Here is a 15,311-nt window from a genome sequence, read left to right as displayed (position 1 = left end):
GGATTTCGTCTGGCTGATGTGATCGAACGATAGTCGGCACTTGTCCGCGAGAAAAAGACTTTGTAAGCTGACCCCCATACCTGTCAGGCATGACTGAAAGGAACGCGTGTATGGAACTGCGTCATCTTCGTTATTTCGTCGCTGTGGCCGAAGAGGGCAGCCTGACCGTCGCGGCGGAACGTCGGCTATACACGTCCCAGCCGTCTCTGAGCCGGCAGATCAGGGACCTCGAGTACGAAGTGGGTGCGCAACTGTTCGTACGCAGCGCGCGCGGCATCGAGCTGACCGATGCCGGCAAGGCATTTCTGGACCATGCACGGCTGGCCCTTGCGCAGGTCGATGCGGCGTGCGAGGCGGCGCGGCGGGCGGCGCGCCCGTCGAAGCCGACGTTTGCCGTGGGCTTCCTGAGCGGGCAGGAAGTGACCTGGCTCGGCGAAGCGACTCGTGTGCTCGCGAGCGATCTGCATAACATCGAGATGACGGTATCGAGCGAGCACTCCCCTGATCTCGCAGAGGGATTGTCGACGGGACGGCTGGACGTCGCCTTCATGCGTGCGGAAGCCAACCGACCCGACCTCGAATACGTGACAATCGCACGCGAGCCTTTCGTCGTACTGATGCCGAGCGACCATCGCCTTGCGGCCTTCGATGAGATCGACGTGCACGAACTGGCGAGTGAACTTTTCATCAGCGGTTCGGACGTAGCCGGTCCCATGCGCGGTGCGATCGAAAACTATCTGGCGACAAACGATCTCGTCATCGAACCCGCGCATCGCGTCCACAACCTGACGATGGCAATGTCGCTGATCGCCTCGACGAGAGGCGTCGCACTGCTGCCCGCCTATGCCGAGAAACTGCTGCCCTGGTCGGTGACAAGCCGACCACTCAAGGGCGAACCGCCGAGAATCGAGCTTGTGGTCGGCTATAACCGGAACAACCGCTCGGCGATCCTGTCGACGTTTCTGTCGCGCCTCGACCAGATCAAGCAATAAGTTGGACGCCGCCGTTGGTAGTACGTTAGAAAACTCCGACCTGCACGGGACGCAGTTCGGCGCACGCTGAAACGTACTGAAAGAGGCTGATTCTCGCCGGTTCATGTCAAACCAATAAGCTGAGTCCAGTATGACCCATCGTTTCGTCGCCGCCCGGCGGTACGATCCGATGCACGCTCGAACCGCGCACCCTCTTTCCTGGTACTGAAAAGCAGAGAGGCCCCCCGCTGTTTTCGCTTCGTCACGAGGAGGTCCGAATGGACGTGTGCATGCTGCATCACGGTGACTTCGCTTTCGGAGCAACGGTCGTCGCGGCGCGCCGCCGGGAGGTACTGCATCGTGGAATCAGAGTCGACATAGGAGATCGGGCGTTCGACCTGCTTCTTCTTCTCGCGGAATCGCGCGGTTCCGTTCTGAGTAAGCCGGAGATCATCGCGAGCGTGTGGCACGACCGGGTCGTCGAAAGCAATGCCGTCGAAGCTCAGGTGTCCGCACTTCGCCGCGCTCTCGGAGACGACCGCGCGGCAATACGTACGGTGACGGGGCGTGGATATCAGTTCATCGCAGAACTGTTTCCGCAAGCCGCGAATTCGAGCGGCATATGAAGCACCATGCGGCACGAGGGATGTGTCTGCTTTGCCATACTGTCGCAACCAGCACCAGCGATGACTTCGAATCGGTCGTCGACATTGCGGCTCGTGTCGGAAACCCGGACTATCAACTCTCGGGCATGTGGGGACGCTGGATGTGCCACTACCTGAACGGTGAATATGCGCGAGCCATCCCGCTCGCTCAACGTTTTAGTGAACTCGCGGCGACGTCATCACGTCGATGCGATCATCTTGCCGGCGGTCTGCCTGAGCTATGGAGAGCGAAGGCGGAGGTGCTGGTCGCGACCCGGGGCGACGAAGCGTTAGCGTGAGCGGGTAGTCATGCTTTCCCACTATTCCCGACGTCGGGCCATGCTTCCCAGGCATGCGGGGGAGCCTCGAAAGTCTTTTTCCGCTGCGAGCTGGAACGCTACTATGCATGCACGAGTTAGAGCATTTCACCCCAGCCCACAGAGGATTGAACCATGAACAGCATCAATCACGATACAGCGCCGACCCAATTCGTCGAGGCCAACGGCATCCGCTTCGCCTACCGCCGCTTCGGCAAGCAGGGCGGCGTGCCGCTTGTCTTCAATCAGCACTACACCGGCACCTTGGACCACTGGGACCCGGCAGTAACCGATGGCTTTGCAAAGGACCGGGAAGTGATCCTTTTCAATAACGCTGGCGTCTCCAGCTCTTCGGGCGAGACCCCGACGAGTTTCCAGGAAATGGGCGCCAATGCGATTGCCTTCATTCGCGCGCTGGGTCTGACCCAGGTCGACGTGCTTGGCATCTCGATTGGCGGTTTTGTTGCGCAGGAGATCGCGCTGCAGGGCGGCGACCTTGTCCGCAAGATCATCCTCGTCGGCACCGGGCATCGTTCGCAGGACATGTCGGAAAGCCGCTCGGCAGAGCTCTTCTCGGCCACCTATGATCCGCCCGAGCATTTGTGGCTTTCCGTCCATTTCGGACCTTCCGAAGCCAGCCAGAAGGCCGGCCTTGCTTTCCTCGAACGCAAGCTGCGTCGTCAGGATCGCGATCCGCAAGTGAGCGCGCAAACCATTGCCGCCCAAGACGAGGCGATCGGCAAGTGGCATGTGCCGAACGATAGCGCGCTGGAGTATCTGAAATCGATCCGGCAGCCCGTGCTGGTCGTTCAGGGCAGCAATGACGTCATTATTCCGACGAGGCATTCGTTCACGCTCCAGCAGCATCTGCCGAACGCGCAGTTGATCGTCTATCCGGACTCCAATCACGGGTCGATCTATCAGTATCCGGAGACGTTCGTCGCCAACGCGACGACCTTCCTCGACGCCTGAAATCAGCCGCTGACCCATCAATCGGGCCAGCGGCACCTGACAGGACAGAACGACAGATGGCTCGTCATCGCCAACTCCACCTCGGTGCATTCATGCGGCCAGCGGCCATCCACACGGGCGCGTGGCGCTATCCGGGCGCCGACCCGCATGCGAATTTCAGCCTCGAACAAATGCGTCGCTCGATCCGGCGGCTGGAAGAGGCGAAGTTCGATGCCTTCTTCATGGCCGACCACCTGGCGTTATTGAATATGCCGATCGCGGCGCTCATGAGGAGCCACACGGTGACGTCATTTGAGCCCTTCACGCTGCTCTCGGCGCTGTCGACGGTGACTGAACGGATCGGGCTCATCGCAACAGCCTCGACCACCTTCGATGCGCCTTACCACATTGCCAGGCGGTTTGCGTCGCTGGACCCCTCACTGAAAGTACGCGGCCCGCTCAATATCGCTCGGCCTCCGCAGGGCTGGCCCGTGATTGTTCAGGCCGGGGCGTCACCGGCAGGCCGCCAGCTCGCGGCGGAAACCGCCGAGGTCATCTTTGGCGCTCCGCCGACGATAGAGGCTGCACGAAGCTTCAATGCTGATGTCCGTTCGCGCATGGCCGCGATCGGCCGCACACCCGACACGCTGCGTTACCTGCCTGGCGCTTTTGTCGTCGTAGCAGAGAGCATGGATGAGGCGCTCGAGCGCCGGGCGACGCTCGACAGTCTCGTCCACTACGACAGTGGCATCGGCTCGCTGAACTCGATGCTTGGATTCGACGTTTCCGGCCATGATCCCGATGGACCGTTGCCGGAGATTCCGGAAACTGAGGCGGGTCGCTCCCAGCGCGAGCGCATGGTCAATCTCGCCCGGAAGAAAGGTCTGACGATCCGGGAGCTCGCGCGAGCCGCTGGCAGCTATTCGGGTTTCGCCTTCGTCGGCACCGCAACATCGATCGCCGATGAGATGCAGGAGTGGCTGGAGACTGAGGCCTCCGACGGTTTCAACGTCATGTTTCCCTGGATTCCGGGTGGCCTCGACGAGATGGTCGACAAGCTCGTCCCGGAGCTCCAGCGGCGCGGTCTGTTCAGACGCGAATATGAAGGGCGCACATTGAGGGAGCATCTCGCCTTTCGCGGCCTTCCAACCGTTTCTTTCCGGCCGAGCCCAGCGCGGTCGTCTGATTTCATTCTTCGATAAAGGATTTCATCATGGCACGCATCGTCACCTTTGCCGAATATGGCGCCCCCGATGTTCTGAAGATCAAGGAAGTCGCATTGCCGGAGCCGGGACCGGATGAGATCCGCATCGGCGTCAAGGCGATCGGATTGAACCGCGCGGAATCGATGTGGCGCACGGGCGTCTATGTTGAACCGGTCAATCTCCCCGGTCGGCTGGGCTATGAGTCCGCGGGCGTCGTAGAGGCCGTGGGAGAAAACGTCACGCACCTCGCGGTGGGCGATGAGGTTACCACCATGCCGGCCTTCTCGATGAACGATTACGGTCTGTACGGCGATCATGTGCTGGCTCCGGCAAGTGCGGCGGTCAAGAAGCCAACGTCAATCTCGTTCGAAGAAGCGGTTTCGATCTGGAATCCCTTCATCACGCCGTGGGGAGCGTTCATCGAAAGCGGCATCGTCACGGATAAAGATACCGTGATTATCACTGCCGGTTCGAGCAGCGTGGGCATCGGTGCGATCCAGGTGGCGAAGCTTGCGGGCGCGAAGGTGATCGCAACTACGCGCACCAGGGAAAAGGTCTCGCAAATCAGAATGGCGGGCGCAGACCATGTGATCGTCACCGACGAAGAGGGTCTGGTAGTCGAGGTCGAGCGGATAACCCACGGCGCGGGTGCAACTGTCGCGTTCGATCCGATCGGTGGGCCCACTTTCCCGAAGCTTATCGACGCCCTGGCGCCGGGCGGCACCGTGATGATCTATGGCGCGTTGAGCGACGAAGTGACACCGCTTCCGATGCTCCGGACGCTCGCAAAGGAGGTCGTGATCCGGGGCTATAACCTGTTTTCGATTACGACCACCCCATCCCGTCAGGCCAAAGTTGCCCGATTCGTTTATGACAATCTCGAAGCGGGCAAGCTGAAGGCAACCATCTCGAAGTACTTCCGGTTCGAACAGATCGTCGAAGCGCATCGCGAGCTGGAGAAGAACCAGCATATCGGCAGGATCGTAGTCACTCTGTAATTTCCGGCAGTCGTCTGTAACGAACTCCCGCGCAACAAAGTTTCAACTCGCACTTCTAGCGTTCGAAAGCATCCGGGCGATCTATGTGCCCGCGACTCACCCTCTACTTAATGGACGGAATCATGGCAAGTACTCTTCAAGGAAAGATTGCTCTTGTGACCGGCGGCTCTCGCGGTATCGGCGCCGCAACCGCCATCCAGCTCGCTGCGGAAGGCGCCACCGTAGCGCTAAGTTATTCCAGCAGCGAGACCGCAGCCAGAGAGGTCATTGCAACGATCGAAGCGTCCGGTGGTAAGGCTATTGCCCTGAAGGCCGACCAGGCGGACGCAACAGCGGTTAAAGCATTGATTGCGGAAGTTGTCGAGCGGTTGGGGCGGATCGACATCCTGGTCAACAACGCCGCCGTTTTCGTGACAGGCACGGTGGACGAGACCACAGATACATCGGGCTTTGAGCGACAACAGAAGATCAATTACGAAGCCGTGGTAACCGCAATTCGAGAAGCCTCGCGGGTGATGGAGAGCGGCGGCAGGATTATCTCGATTTCGTCGGCCCTCGCCTGGCGATCGACCTGGCCCGGCCTTGCTGACTACAGCGCAACGAAGCGCGCGATTGAGGGTTACAGCAAAGGTGCTGCGCGTGATCTGGGCCCGAAGGGTATTACCGTGAACGTTATCGGCACCGGTTCGACGAATACCGAGATGAATCCTGATAACAGCCCCTTTGCCGAGGCGCAGGCAGCCGCCACTGCACTCGGACGCTTCGGTCGGCCTGAAGAGATCGCCTCTGTGGTCGCCTTCGTCGCCAGCCCCGCGGCGAGCTTCATTACTGGCGCGATCATTCCCGTTGACGGCGGCTATAGCGCGTAACGCAATACGAGCCACGTGGCGCAATTTGTACCGTTTCGTGGCTCGCATCACTCAGAATCTTTGTTGCCAAAGGAGCCGGAAAATCAATGATTCGCTCGTAGTACTTGTGACGGGTGCGCTTTCTGGAATCGGTTGCGCAGCAGCGATTGTCTTCGCTAGACAGAAAACTCGGCTGGTTCGTAAGGCGTCCAGCGAAGCGCCGTGGAAAGGCGGCCAGCAGATCGCTGTGGCGAATGGAGTGATTAATCAAGCGGAAGTTGAAAACAAATTGCAGCTTCCGCTTTATTAGTCAACCTCGCACACACCGAAACCCCGCATACACATACTGATAATGCGGCTGAAACCAGTTGCGAAATTCCGGCCGCAGCATGCACCGCGCGGTTCGCGCCGAGCCGCCCTTCAACACGTAGTGCTGGCCATCGAAAAAGTTGGCCGAATAGCCGGGATAGAACGGAAACGCTTCGAAGCCCGGCAGCGCATCGAATAGTGTCGAAGTCCACTCCCAGCCATTGCCGAACTGCCCTTGCGCGCCGAACACGCTGACGTTGTCCGGATGCTCATCGACGGGCCGCGGGTCCCAGTTCCGGAAATCGAAGTTGCCCGACACCGCTTGCGGCACCCCGTGCGCCGCACGTTGCCATTGCGCCTCCGTCGGCAAGGCTTTGCCGGCCCAGCGAGCGTAGGCGCTCGCTTCGGCGTGGCTCACATAGACAGGCCAGTCGAGCGGCAAGGGCACGTCGTCGAACATCGTGCGCAGCGTCCACGTGGCGCGGCCGTCGTGCACCGTGCGTTGCGACCAGCCCGCGGGATGCCGGATGTGCTCCGCTTCCTTCCACGCCCAGTCCTTCGGCGACCACCATTTCGGCTCGCGATAACCGCCGTCCTCGAGGAACTCGAGGAACGCACCGTTGGTGACCATGTACCGGTCTATCTCGAACGCGGGTACGTCCACGCTCATTTCGCCGAACTCGTTGTCCCAGCCGAAACGGCCAGCCTCGCGCGACATCCCGAGCACGGCCGTGCCGGCAGGCACGCTGACCATCGACGACAACGCATGGCGCCGCTCCGTGCGCGTCACCACCGGCTCGCGCAGCGCGGTGTTCTTCTGCGCGAGCGGCAATTGATGCAGCATGTACGCGAGCGTTTCCGCATGCATCAAGCGATGCTCGATCGCGACGTTCAACAACTGCGTGGCCGCCTCGTCGCGTGCCGGATTGCCAGCCTCGTCAAGCGCGGCGTCGATCTGCCGGCGAGCGCGCGTCGCATACTCGCGCACGCTGTCAAGCGATGGCCAATCTCCGGGTTGATCGGTAGGAAAGCCGCCGTCTACGGGATCGATACCGAATGCGAACAATTGATCGAGTTCCGGCGCGAACGCCGGCAGATCGAACAGACGCTGGTCGAGCAGATTGCGATCGAAGGCTTCGAGATGGCCGATGTAGAACACAATGCGGTGACGCTCGCGGATCGGCCGTTCGTACAGATAGTCGGGTTTGACTATTGCAAACAGGGCGTCGGTCACTTGACGCGCGTCGATCAGGCGCTGCACGAGCGGGTGATGTGGGGCAGGGGCGCGATTCATTTCGCCGGGTCTCCATGCAACACGGTTGCCGTGAGGGGACGGTCTGAAAACTCTACCCGCTTGCAGGCGGCGTGCCAAGGCGAAAAGCGCGTCCGTTCGACGTTGCGCGGCCGCTCAGACCTGCCGCAACCCTTCGAGATCGACGATCCGAACGTGCTTGCCCTGTGTGTCGATCAGGCCGCGCTTTTGAAATCTTGACAGCGTACGGCTGACCGTTTCGAGGGTCATGCCAAGGTAGCTGCCCATATCCTCGCGCGTCATGCGCAGATTGAATTCGGACCACGAGTAGCCGCGCTGCGCATTGCGCTGCGACACGTCGAGCAGGAAGGCGGCGACGCGTTCGTCGGCGGACAGCGAGCCGAGCACCATCATCTGCGCGGCCTCGGTGACGATTTGCGCGCCCAGCAGCTTGTGCATGCGCTCCTGAATCGAACCGATCTCGCGGCACAGCAGCTTCAGCGCACCATAGGGAACGATGCAGACCGTGCTGTCTTCGAGTGCCACGGCGCTGCACGCATGCACGTCCGCGCTGATGCCGTCGAGCCCGAGCGGCTCGCCGGCGAGCCGCAGGCCGGTGACCTGTTCACGGCCGTCGCGATGGACCATCACGGTCTTCATCGAACCGGAACGCAGCGCGTAGATGCTGTCGAAGCGGTCGCCGCTGCGATACAGCGCTTCGCCGCGCGGCACGGAGCGCGCCGAGCAGATCAGCGTTTCGAGCTTCGGCAGTTCTTGCGCCGACAGCCCTTGCGGCATGCAGATCTGGCGCATCGAGCAGCTCGAACAGCGCGCGGCGGTGCGCGCGGCTTCGCGCACCGTGACGGCCCCGCGGTTGCCGCGTGCAGGAAATCCGGCGGCGCGCTCGGCGTTGCCAGCGGAGCGGTTCGAGGAACGGGTCACAGCAGTGGGATTCAGCATGTCGTGGGCGTGATTTTATGGGTAGTGAAATTGTCCCACCCGCTATGCCGTGCAGCCGGCGACACAGCGACGCGTGCGCTGCTCGGATGTCCGCAGCCATTGCGTGTGCGCCTGCAAAAGCGGGAAGGCGAACCGAAGCGGGTTATGCCGACGGCACGCATCGACAGGTATCGCGGCTCGGTTCCGGCAGGCAAGCGTGGAGCGCCGCCTTGCGAGCGATGAGAGAGTCAGGCGGCTTCCTTGTCGGCGCCCGCGGCGGACGGTATCAGCAGAACGGGCAGCTTGGCCTGGCGCACGCAGCGTTCGGCGACGCTGCCGAGAATCAGCCGCTGGAAGCCACGCCGGCCGTGCGTGCCCATCACGAGCAGATCGGCGTTGAACTCGGCCGCGGCCTGCAGCACGATCTCGGCGACATCGCCGAGCGATGAAGCCTCGGAGACCGCCGGGTCGCCCTTCACGCCTTGCTCGGCCATCGCCTTCGAAAACTCGGCATGCAGCTCCTGGCCTTCCTCGATCAGACGGTCGCGCAGGATCGACGGGTCGTAGCCGGGCGCCTCGAAGTACATCGGCGTGTTTTCGACGACATAAAACGGCCGCAACACCGCGCCATTCGATTTGGCGAGATCGAGCGCCGCTTCGAACGCACGGCGCGAGGTATTGCTGCCGTCGACCGCTACAAGGATGCGTGTGTACATATCGGCTCCGCGTCAAGGATGCGTCTGCCGCGATGCTTGTCGAGGCAGAGTTTGTCGGTCTTTTATACCAATGAAGCTTAGTTGATTGACGTAAAAGATGCACCCGACCTGGATGTAAATCAAACATTTGCCAAATATCTGGAGCGTCGAACGGACATCGTTGGGGCGCCGCGGCGCGCGCGCGCGGCCTCCCGTGTACACAGGCCGCGTAAGTTTCGTGAAGCCGGAATAGGGTTGGCCTTACAATCGGGCCATATTTAGACAAGTTGCCCCGTCCGCTGATGAACGATCGAAAAACCAAGGGCTTGCCCGACCAGATCTACGGCGACATTCTCAACCGCATTCTCGAAGGCGAGTACAAGGAAGGCGACCGATTGCCAACCGAGCACGCGCTGGCTGAGCGTTTCTCCACATCCAGGCCGACCGTGCGCGAGGCGCTTGCGCGGTTGCGGGCCGACGGCATCATCTCGACGCGGCACGGCTCGGGCACGACCGTCGCGCGGCGGCCCGACCCGGACGTGCGCCGCTTCGCACCGCTCGAGACGCTCTCCGATATCCGCCGCTGCTATGAATTTCGCATCGTGACCGAGGCGGGCGCTGCCGCGCACGCGGCGTTGAAGGCCGACGCCGACGACCTCGCCGCGATCCAGCATGCGTGGGACGAACTCGAGCGCGTCATCGAGGCGCAAGGGATCGGCGCGAAGGACGACTTCCTGTTCCATCAGGCAGTCGCGCGCGCGTCGAAGAACCCGTTTTTCATCACGGTGATGTCGTTCATCGAGGAACAGATCCTGTTCAGCATGAACCTGTCGCGCAATCTGTCGCTCGTCAAAACGGTCGAGCGACAGCGGCTCGTGCAGGCCGAGCACATGGCGGTGCTCGACGCGATCCGCCGCAAGGACGCGGCGGGCGCGGGCGCGGCGATGCGCGCGCATCTCGAGAACGCGCTCGAACGGATGTTCGGTTCCTGAGTCTGCGCGCGCGGGTGAGGGCGTCGCGACTTTCGTGAGGTCGGCTTCGGGCGCGGCTCAGGCCGCGGCAGCAACCGGCCCGAACAGCGAGGTCAGCGTTTTCTCGTTCACCGCCACGTTGAGCGCAACGGCCCGCTCGACGCCGATCTGCAGCGGTGCACCAAGCCGGCTGATATCGAGCCCGGCGCGGCGCAGCATGCGTTCGATCGGCGTGGTGGTCACCGTGACGTATTGCGTGATTCCCATGCGCTGCGCGAAGCGCATCACTTCCTGGATCGCACGGATCGTCATATCCGTGAAACCAAAAGACTGTACTTCACCTCCGGTTTCGATCGCCCAACGGCTCAGCTCCCAGATGTGCCGTCCGACCGGCGCCGCCGCGCCATGCAGCAGCTGCGGGAACGTGTCCTTCAGCATGTTGGGACCCTCGGTCGGCATCAGGCGCCAACAGCCGCGCAGCTGTTGGTCTTCGCCCTGAATCAGCATGTAGTAAGGCCCGAGCGCGTCGTAGCCGTCTATCTCCATTCCCGCGATGGTGGGAATTTCCCAACCGAGGCGGCCGTGAAAGACCCGGGCTCGCAGTCGGTACATCTCGTTGATCAGCTCGTTGTCGAATTCCTGACGCATTCCGATTCGGATCGTGGTTTGCATGACCTTCTCCTGTACGTGTTGGGCGAGTGCCAAATACGCAGGAAAACTTATGCATTCTGAATCTTTGCGCCACCTACCTACCTGGATAGGTGTGCATGCTTATCGGGTATCGCAGAATTCAGACACGTATCCGACCACAACCTACAAGGCTCTAAAATGGAACTGCTCGACAATCACTGGCAACCGCAAACCCATCTCCAGGCGCGTCCCCCGGAGGTGTCTTCGACAGTGGATCGCGTTCTGATCATTGCCTACCGCAAGAAGAAAAAAGAGAGCCAACGCCGTTTCTGGGCTCGCTTTGGCGTCACGCAATCGCGCGGCAGCCGCTTCGAATCCGGCGCGGAGATTCCGGCGCCCGTGTCGATCCTGCTGGGTCTGTATTTCATGAAAACCGTGTCGGACGCCGATCTGGGCCGCGCCGAACGCGTGATGTACAGCCCCGACGCCGCCGCGCTGCTCAACCCGGGTCAATAAGCCCGAGCTGCGCGGCAATCACGGCTGCCGCACGCCGCGAATTCACGCCGAATTTCATCCTGATGTTTTTCATGTGGAAGTTCACCACGGCTTCCGAGCAACTCAGGATGTGGGATATCTCCCAAGTGGATTTTCCGCGTGCAGTCCATTTCAGACATTCACGCTCGCGCGGCGTGAGCTTGGGCAGCAAGGCCTGCGCATGCGAATTCAGATGCTGCTTGCTGGTGTCAATCACCAGGTCGCGCAACAGCACGAGATTCGGCAATGCGGCGTTCACATGGCGCCGAAAGTCGTCTGATGGCTTGTCGTCGTTGACGAAACACATCATGCCGGCTTCCTGGTTCGGCCCATGAATCGGTAGTGTCACGCCGGCGCCCAGACCGTACGATCGCGCTTCCTCATAGAGCGATTGCTGCGCCGGGGAGGCGAAAATCTCCGGTGTCCAGATGAGCGGCGCGGAGCGTGACAGGCTGTGCGTGACCGTCGGGTCGAAATGAACCATGCCTTGTTCGTCATACGTCCGGCGCCATGCCGGTGCGTAAGTGCTACGCAGGTAGGCGTCCTCCAGACGGATGGTTGGCCGCGGCAGCATCGCGACCAGAATCCTGTCAAAGCCCCACGTTTCGGCGAGGCCCGTAATTGCGCCGAACCATTCCGCCTCGTTGGCGGCGTCCAGTAGCGGTGCCATCTGCTCGATAAAGTGTAGCGACAATTTATTGACTCTCTCAGGCTCGCAAAACATCTCATTCGCGGTTAATGGCGGCCAAACTTCGTCCCCTCTTTTGGCCCGCATAATCTATCACTAAAAAATGAAAAGCATTGCGCAGATCTTCTGCGAGGCAAACGATGGCACCCCGCGGTAGCCGGGGCGACGTCGTCATTCATCATGCTGATTGAAATAAACCTTTGCCCCGCCCCAGATTTGCAAGTGATCAACGCGACCAATCGGTTCCCGGTGACAGGTTTTTAATGCGAGTCTTTGGCCGCATTAAATCCGCTGGGCTCTAAAATCAACCGCATTTATCCGATTATCTGGGAAACCGGATATTGCTCGCCGCTGCGGGCCTGCAAAAAAGAGCCTGCGGCGATGCTACCCGGCTTGCCGGTAGCTCCATTGTCGTACAAAAGCGAATTTTGTGAATTCGATCCGGACGGTCCGGCGCGGGCAAAATGCTCAGGCGATCTCGGGCGCGGGTTGTTTGACAACATTGCGAGGCCGATGCTACCGTCGAACCCGCGCGCTGCTGCAAAACGTGCCGGCCGCGAGGACCGTGTCGGGCATGGGCAAGCGGCCGGCGCTCGTGCATCTGCGCGAGTTCGGGCTCGCCGCCTGGACGACCGGCTCCGGCTGCATTGCGCCGCGCATGGCGATGGCGCTACTGCGCGCCGTGCAGAGCGGCCGCAGCGCCGCGGGCCCCGATCACGCCGACCACGCCATCGCCGAACGTCGGTACGATGCATTCCTGCCGCTCGAAACGTTGCGCAACGACCTCTCGCTGATCCACGTGCTGCACGACGCGATCACGCTCACGGGCCTCGCCGACATGGGGCCGCTGCTGCCGCTGCTCAGTTCGACGCCGCGCGAGCATCATGCGAAGATCACGCAGACCGCGCACACGCTGCTCGCCCTCGAGCGCGAGTTCGCCTCAACCCACCCAAACCGCTCCGACCCGAAGGCAACCCTATGACCGACAACAGCCGACGCTATCCCGATCCCTCCATCCGCGTGTTTGACCCGCGTTTCAAGTCGCTGATTCTCGCGTCTGCGTCGGTCGAATGTTTGTATCAGGGCACGCGCTGGTCCGAGGGGCCGGTGTGGTTCGGCGACGGCCGTTATTTGCTGTGGAGCGACATTCCGAACGACCGCATCCTGCGCTGGGACGAAACGACGGGCGCGGTCAGCACTTTCCGTCAATCGTCGAACAACGCGAACGGCCATACGCGTGATCGCGAAGGGCGTCTCGTCAGTTGCGAGCACTTGACGCGGCGCGTGACGCGCACCGAATACGACGGCTCGATCACCGTGCTCGCCGATCGTTATCAGGGCAAGCGCTTCAATTCGCCGAACGACGTGGTCGTCAAGTCGGACGGCTCGATCTGGTTCACCGACCCGACCTTCGGCATCGAGGGTTTCTACGAGGGCGAACTGCAGCAGTCCGAGTTGAAGGCGAGCGTGTATCGGATCGACGGTCAGTCGGGCGAGGTGTCGATGGTCATCGACGATGTGCTGGCTCCGAACGGTCTCGCGTTTTCGCCGGACGAATCGCTGCTTTACGTCGTCCAATCGCGCGGCGAACCGCGCAAGATCCGCGTGTTCGACGTCGACGCCAATGGGAAAGGCACGAGGCTCTCGAACAATCGCGTGCTGATCGACGCAGGCCCGGGCACGCCCGACGGTTTTCGTGTCGACGTACACGGCAACCTGTGGTGCGGTTGGGGCATGGGCACCGACGAGCTCGACGGCGTGCGCGTGTTCACCGCGCAAGGCGAACCGCTCGGCCATATCGCGTTGCCGGAGCGTTGCGCGAACGTGTGTTTCGGCGGACGCCATCGAAACCGTCTGTTCATGGCGGCGAGCCACGGGTTGTACGCGCTGTTCGTGAACACGCAGGGTGTGCGCGGCGGCTGAGCAGTTGTCCGCTTACCAGACAACACGTACTGCAGCCGCAGCGGCTGCTCGGTTTGCCCTTAACACGCGTCGCCGGACCTTGACTGGCAAGCATTGCACGTCATAGTGGCCGTTTGCGCGCGGCTTGCGCCGCCATGACTATTTGCTTGACATCGGCTGTTGCGCTTCGTTATGTTCCATTGAGAGAAAGACAACGCCCGCCACCCACCGACCGGCGGGCTTCCATACCAAGAAGCGAGGAGACGCAATGACTGTATCGCACAGGTTGTCGCTCAAGCTGGTATCTCTCTGTATCGCCACGGGCGCCGCCTTCACTCCTGCCGCGCGTGCGGCCGATCCGGTCACGATCAATATCGTCGACGTGGCCGGCGATCTTCAACTCACGCAGAAGGGCTTCGAGGCGTTCAAGGCGAAGTATCCGAATCTCGTCGCGAACATCACGTACACGAACGCGCCCGCACCGCAATTGCCCGGCAAGATCAAGGCGATGCAGGCCGCGGGCCGCTCCGACATCGACCTCGTGCTGACGGGCACCGACGCGCTCGCGGCCGGCATCGAACAGAACCTGTGGATCAAGCTGCTGCCCGACAACGCGGCGCAGTTCCCCGGCGTACTCGACAGGTACGCACCGGGCCCGCGCAAGATGCAGGACCTCGCGCAAGGCTACGGCCTCGAAGTTGCGTACATGCCGGCCGGTCCGTTGATCGAATACAACCCCGCCAAGGTCAGCGATCCGCCGAAGACGCCCGAGCAACTGCTGCAATGGTGCAAGGCTCACCCCGACAAGCTCATCTACGCGCGGCCGGCGAATTCGGGTCCTGGCCGCACGTTCCTGATGGGCTTGCCCTACGTGCTCGGCGACAAGGACCCGCAGGACCCGGTGCACGGCTGGGACAAGACGTGGGCGTTCCTCAAGCAGTTGAACGACTGCATTCCCTACTATCCGGGCGGCACCTCGGCGGTGATGAAGGAACTGGGCGAGGGCACGCGCGACATGACCGTGACCGTGACCGGCTGGGATATCAATCCGCGCGCACTCGGCATCGTGCCGGCCGAATTCCGCGTGCAGCCGTTCGACAACATGACATGGGTCAACGACGCGCACTACATGGTGATTCCGAAGGGCGTGCCGAAGGAAAAGCTCGACGTGCTGTACAAGATGATGAACTTCATGATCGAGCCCGCGCAGCAGGCGCTGACTTACGACGACGGCTATTTCTATCCGGGCCCGGCGATCAAGGGGGTCACCGTCGAGCAGGCGCCCGCGCATAGCCAGGAAGTATTGCAAAAGTATGGCCGCCCGGAGTACGCGAAGATGTTGACCGATCATCCGCACACGTTGCCGCTGAATGCGGCGGCGATGGTGGCGGCCTTCAAGAAGTGGGATAGCGACGTCGGCGCGCAGAAGACCCGTTAGGCCTTCGCCGATGCGACGG

Annotated in this window: 15 protein-coding genes and 2 pseudogenes; 12 read left to right on the top strand and 5 right to left on the bottom strand. The window is 61.6% G+C overall.

The genetic code is table 11. From position 1 onward, the window contains the following. Positions 1-110: 110 nt before the first annotated feature. The 7 genes and pseudogenes from LJ655_RS03120 (at position 111) to LJ655_RS03090 (ending at position 5,955) form a co-directional block, all read left to right on the top strand. On the top strand, positions 111-992 hold the full coding sequence (locus LJ655_RS03120) for a LysR family transcriptional regulator (RefSeq protein WP_230559781.1): 882 nt from the start codon (positions 111-113) through the stop codon (positions 990-992). A gap of 257 nt (positions 993-1,249) precedes the next feature. Further along, positions 1,250-1,597: a winged helix-turn-helix domain-containing protein gene (locus LJ655_RS30305; protein WP_425605763.1), complete on the top strand. Its 348-nt coding sequence runs from the start codon at positions 1,250-1,252 to the stop codon at positions 1,595-1,597. Next, the gene (locus LJ655_RS03110) at positions 1,594-1,914 is read left to right on the top strand and encodes a hypothetical protein (protein ID WP_230559779.1); all 321 of its coding nucleotides are present in this window, start codon (positions 1,594-1,596) and stop codon (positions 1,912-1,914) included. Before LJ655_RS30305 ends, LJ655_RS03110 begins: the two co-directional genes overlap by 4 nt. Before the next feature lie 153 nt (positions 1,915-2,067). Then, positions 2,068-2,904, top strand: a complete 837-nt coding sequence (locus tag LJ655_RS03105) for an alpha/beta fold hydrolase (RefSeq protein WP_230559778.1) — start codon at positions 2,068-2,070, stop codon at positions 2,902-2,904. Positions 2,905-2,960: 56 nt separating this feature from the next. Beyond that, positions 2,961-4,069 (top strand): annotated as a pseudogene (locus tag LJ655_RS03100) (LLM class flavin-dependent oxidoreductase). A gap of 27 nt (positions 4,070-4,096) precedes the next feature. After that, the gene (locus LJ655_RS03095) at positions 4,097-5,086 is read left to right on the top strand and encodes a zinc-dependent alcohol dehydrogenase family protein (RefSeq protein ID WP_230559777.1); all 990 of its coding nucleotides are present in this window, start codon (positions 4,097-4,099) and stop codon (positions 5,084-5,086) included. Between the two features lie 122 nt (positions 5,087-5,208). Continuing rightward, a complete protein-coding gene (locus LJ655_RS03090; protein ID WP_230559776.1) occupies positions 5,209-5,955 on the top strand; it encodes an SDR family NAD(P)-dependent oxidoreductase in 747 nt (248 codons plus the stop codon). A gap of 289 nt (positions 5,956-6,244) precedes the next feature. Here LJ655_RS03090 and LJ655_RS03085 read toward each other — a convergent pair whose 3' ends face one another. The 3 genes from LJ655_RS03085 to LJ655_RS03075 all read right to left on the bottom strand — a co-directional run bounded on the left by LJ655_RS03085 (position 6,245) and on the right by LJ655_RS03075 (position 9,150). Beyond that, positions 6,245-7,537, bottom strand: coding sequence for an SUMF1/EgtB/PvdO family nonheme iron enzyme (locus LJ655_RS03085; protein ID WP_230559775.1), 1,293 nt, complete (start codon positions 7,535-7,537; stop codon positions 6,245-6,247). Positions 7,538-7,651: 114 nt separating this feature from the next. After that, positions 7,652-8,308, bottom strand: a complete 657-nt coding sequence (locus LJ655_RS03080) for a helix-turn-helix domain-containing protein (RefSeq protein ID WP_329959672.1) — start codon at positions 8,306-8,308, stop codon at positions 7,652-7,654. Between the two features lie 374 nt (positions 8,309-8,682). Next, positions 8,683-9,150, bottom strand: a complete 468-nt coding sequence (locus LJ655_RS03075) for a universal stress protein (protein ID WP_230559773.1) — start codon at positions 9,148-9,150, stop codon at positions 8,683-8,685. Positions 9,151-9,431: 281 nt separating this feature from the next. Here LJ655_RS03075 and LJ655_RS03070 point away from each other — a divergent pair, with 281 nt between their 5' ends. Continuing rightward, the gene (locus tag LJ655_RS03070) at positions 9,432-10,121 is read left to right on the top strand and encodes a FadR/GntR family transcriptional regulator (RefSeq protein ID WP_230559772.1); all 690 of its coding nucleotides are present in this window, start codon (positions 9,432-9,434) and stop codon (positions 10,119-10,121) included. A 57-nt stretch (positions 10,122-10,178) separates the two neighbouring features. Here the strand turns inward: LJ655_RS03070 and LJ655_RS03065 are convergent, their stop codons facing one another. Beyond that, positions 10,179-10,772, bottom strand: a complete 594-nt coding sequence (locus tag LJ655_RS03065; protein WP_230559771.1) for an acyl-homoserine-lactone synthase — start codon at positions 10,770-10,772, stop codon at positions 10,179-10,181. Positions 10,773-10,928: 156 nt separating this feature from the next. Here LJ655_RS03065 and LJ655_RS03060 point away from each other — a divergent pair, with 156 nt between their 5' ends. Further along, a complete protein-coding gene (locus tag LJ655_RS03060; protein ID WP_230559770.1) occupies positions 10,929-11,246 on the top strand; it encodes a helix-turn-helix domain-containing protein in 318 nt (105 codons plus the stop codon). Here the strand turns inward: LJ655_RS03060 and LJ655_RS03055 are convergent. Next, the gene (locus tag LJ655_RS03055; RefSeq protein WP_230559769.1) at positions 11,230-11,934 is read right to left on the bottom strand and encodes a helix-turn-helix transcriptional regulator; all 705 of its coding nucleotides are present in this window, start codon (positions 11,932-11,934) and stop codon (positions 11,230-11,232) included. The genes LJ655_RS03060 and LJ655_RS03055 overlap by 17 nt on opposite strands. A 547-nt stretch (positions 11,935-12,481) precedes the next feature. On the opposite strand from LJ655_RS03055, the pseudogene LJ655_RS03050 reads away from it, so the two are divergent. The 3 genes and pseudogenes from LJ655_RS03050 to LJ655_RS03040 all read left to right on the top strand — a co-directional run. Next, a pseudogene (locus tag LJ655_RS03050) lies at positions 12,482-12,934 on the top strand (dihydrodipicolinate synthase family protein); the annotation flags it as partial. Beyond that, the gene (locus LJ655_RS03045; protein ID WP_230559768.1) at positions 12,931-13,875 is read left to right on the top strand and encodes an SMP-30/gluconolactonase/LRE family protein; all 945 of its coding nucleotides are present in this window, start codon (positions 12,931-12,933) and stop codon (positions 13,873-13,875) included. The pseudogene LJ655_RS03050 and the gene LJ655_RS03045, both read left to right, overlap by 4 nt. Before the next feature lie 247 nt (positions 13,876-14,122). Next, the gene (locus LJ655_RS03040; protein WP_230559767.1) at positions 14,123-15,292 is read left to right on the top strand and encodes an extracellular solute-binding protein; all 1,170 of its coding nucleotides are present in this window, start codon (positions 14,123-14,125) and stop codon (positions 15,290-15,292) included. Positions 15,293-15,311 lie beyond the last annotated feature (19 nt).

The sequence above is a fragment of the Paraburkholderia translucens genome (assembly GCF_020881035.1).
In the GTDB taxonomy this organism is placed as follows: Bacteria; Pseudomonadota; Gammaproteobacteria; order Burkholderiales; family Burkholderiaceae; genus Paraburkholderia; species Paraburkholderia translucens.
Note: the sequence above shows the minus strand (reverse complement) of the source record. Positions and strands in the feature narration are given on the sequence as shown.

Bases quoted from the DNA above. Each gene is read 5' to 3' on its own strand.
- LJ655_RS03060 (WP_230559770.1), top strand. From the start codon at position 10,929: ATGGAACTGCTCGACAATCACTGGCAACCGCAAACCCATCTCCAGGCG.
- LJ655_RS03080 (WP_329959672.1), bottom strand. From the start codon at position 8,308: ATGCGCCAGATCTGCATGCCGCAAGGGCTGTCGGCGCAAGAACTGCCG.
- LJ655_RS03065 (WP_230559771.1), bottom strand. From the start codon at position 10,772: ATGCAAACCACGATCCGAATCGGAATGCGTCAGGAATTCGACAACGAG.
- LJ655_RS03040 (WP_230559767.1), top strand. From the start codon at position 14,123: ATGACTGTATCGCACAGGTTGTCGCTCAAGCTGGTATCTCTCTGTATC.
- LJ655_RS03120 (WP_230559781.1), top strand. From the start codon at position 111: ATGGAACTGCGTCATCTTCGTTATTTCGTCGCTGTGGCCGAAGAGGGC.
- LJ655_RS03090 (WP_230559776.1), top strand. From the start codon at position 5,209: ATGGCAAGTACTCTTCAAGGAAAGATTGCTCTTGTGACCGGCGGCTCT.
- LJ655_RS30305 (WP_425605763.1), top strand. From the start codon at position 1,250: ATGGACGTGTGCATGCTGCATCACGGTGACTTCGCTTTCGGAGCAACG.
- LJ655_RS03095 (WP_230559777.1), top strand. From the start codon at position 4,097: ATGGCACGCATCGTCACCTTTGCCGAATATGGCGCCCCCGATGTTCTG.
- LJ655_RS03075 (WP_230559773.1), bottom strand. From the start codon at position 9,150: ATGTACACACGCATCCTTGTAGCGGTCGACGGCAGCAATACCTCGCGC.
- LJ655_RS03105 (WP_230559778.1), top strand. From the start codon at position 2,068: ATGAACAGCATCAATCACGATACAGCGCCGACCCAATTCGTCGAGGCC.
- LJ655_RS03045 (WP_230559768.1), top strand. From the start codon at position 12,931: ATGACCGACAACAGCCGACGCTATCCCGATCCCTCCATCCGCGTGTTT.
- LJ655_RS03070 (WP_230559772.1), top strand. From the start codon at position 9,432: ATGAACGATCGAAAAACCAAGGGCTTGCCCGACCAGATCTACGGCGAC.
- LJ655_RS03085 (WP_230559775.1), bottom strand. From the start codon at position 7,537: ATGAATCGCGCCCCTGCCCCACATCACCCGCTCGTGCAGCGCCTGATC.
- LJ655_RS03110 (WP_230559779.1), top strand. From the start codon at position 1,594: ATGAAGCACCATGCGGCACGAGGGATGTGTCTGCTTTGCCATACTGTC.
- LJ655_RS03055 (WP_230559769.1), bottom strand. From the start codon at position 11,934: ATGGCACCGCTACTGGACGCCGCCAACGAGGCGGAATGGTTCGGCGCA.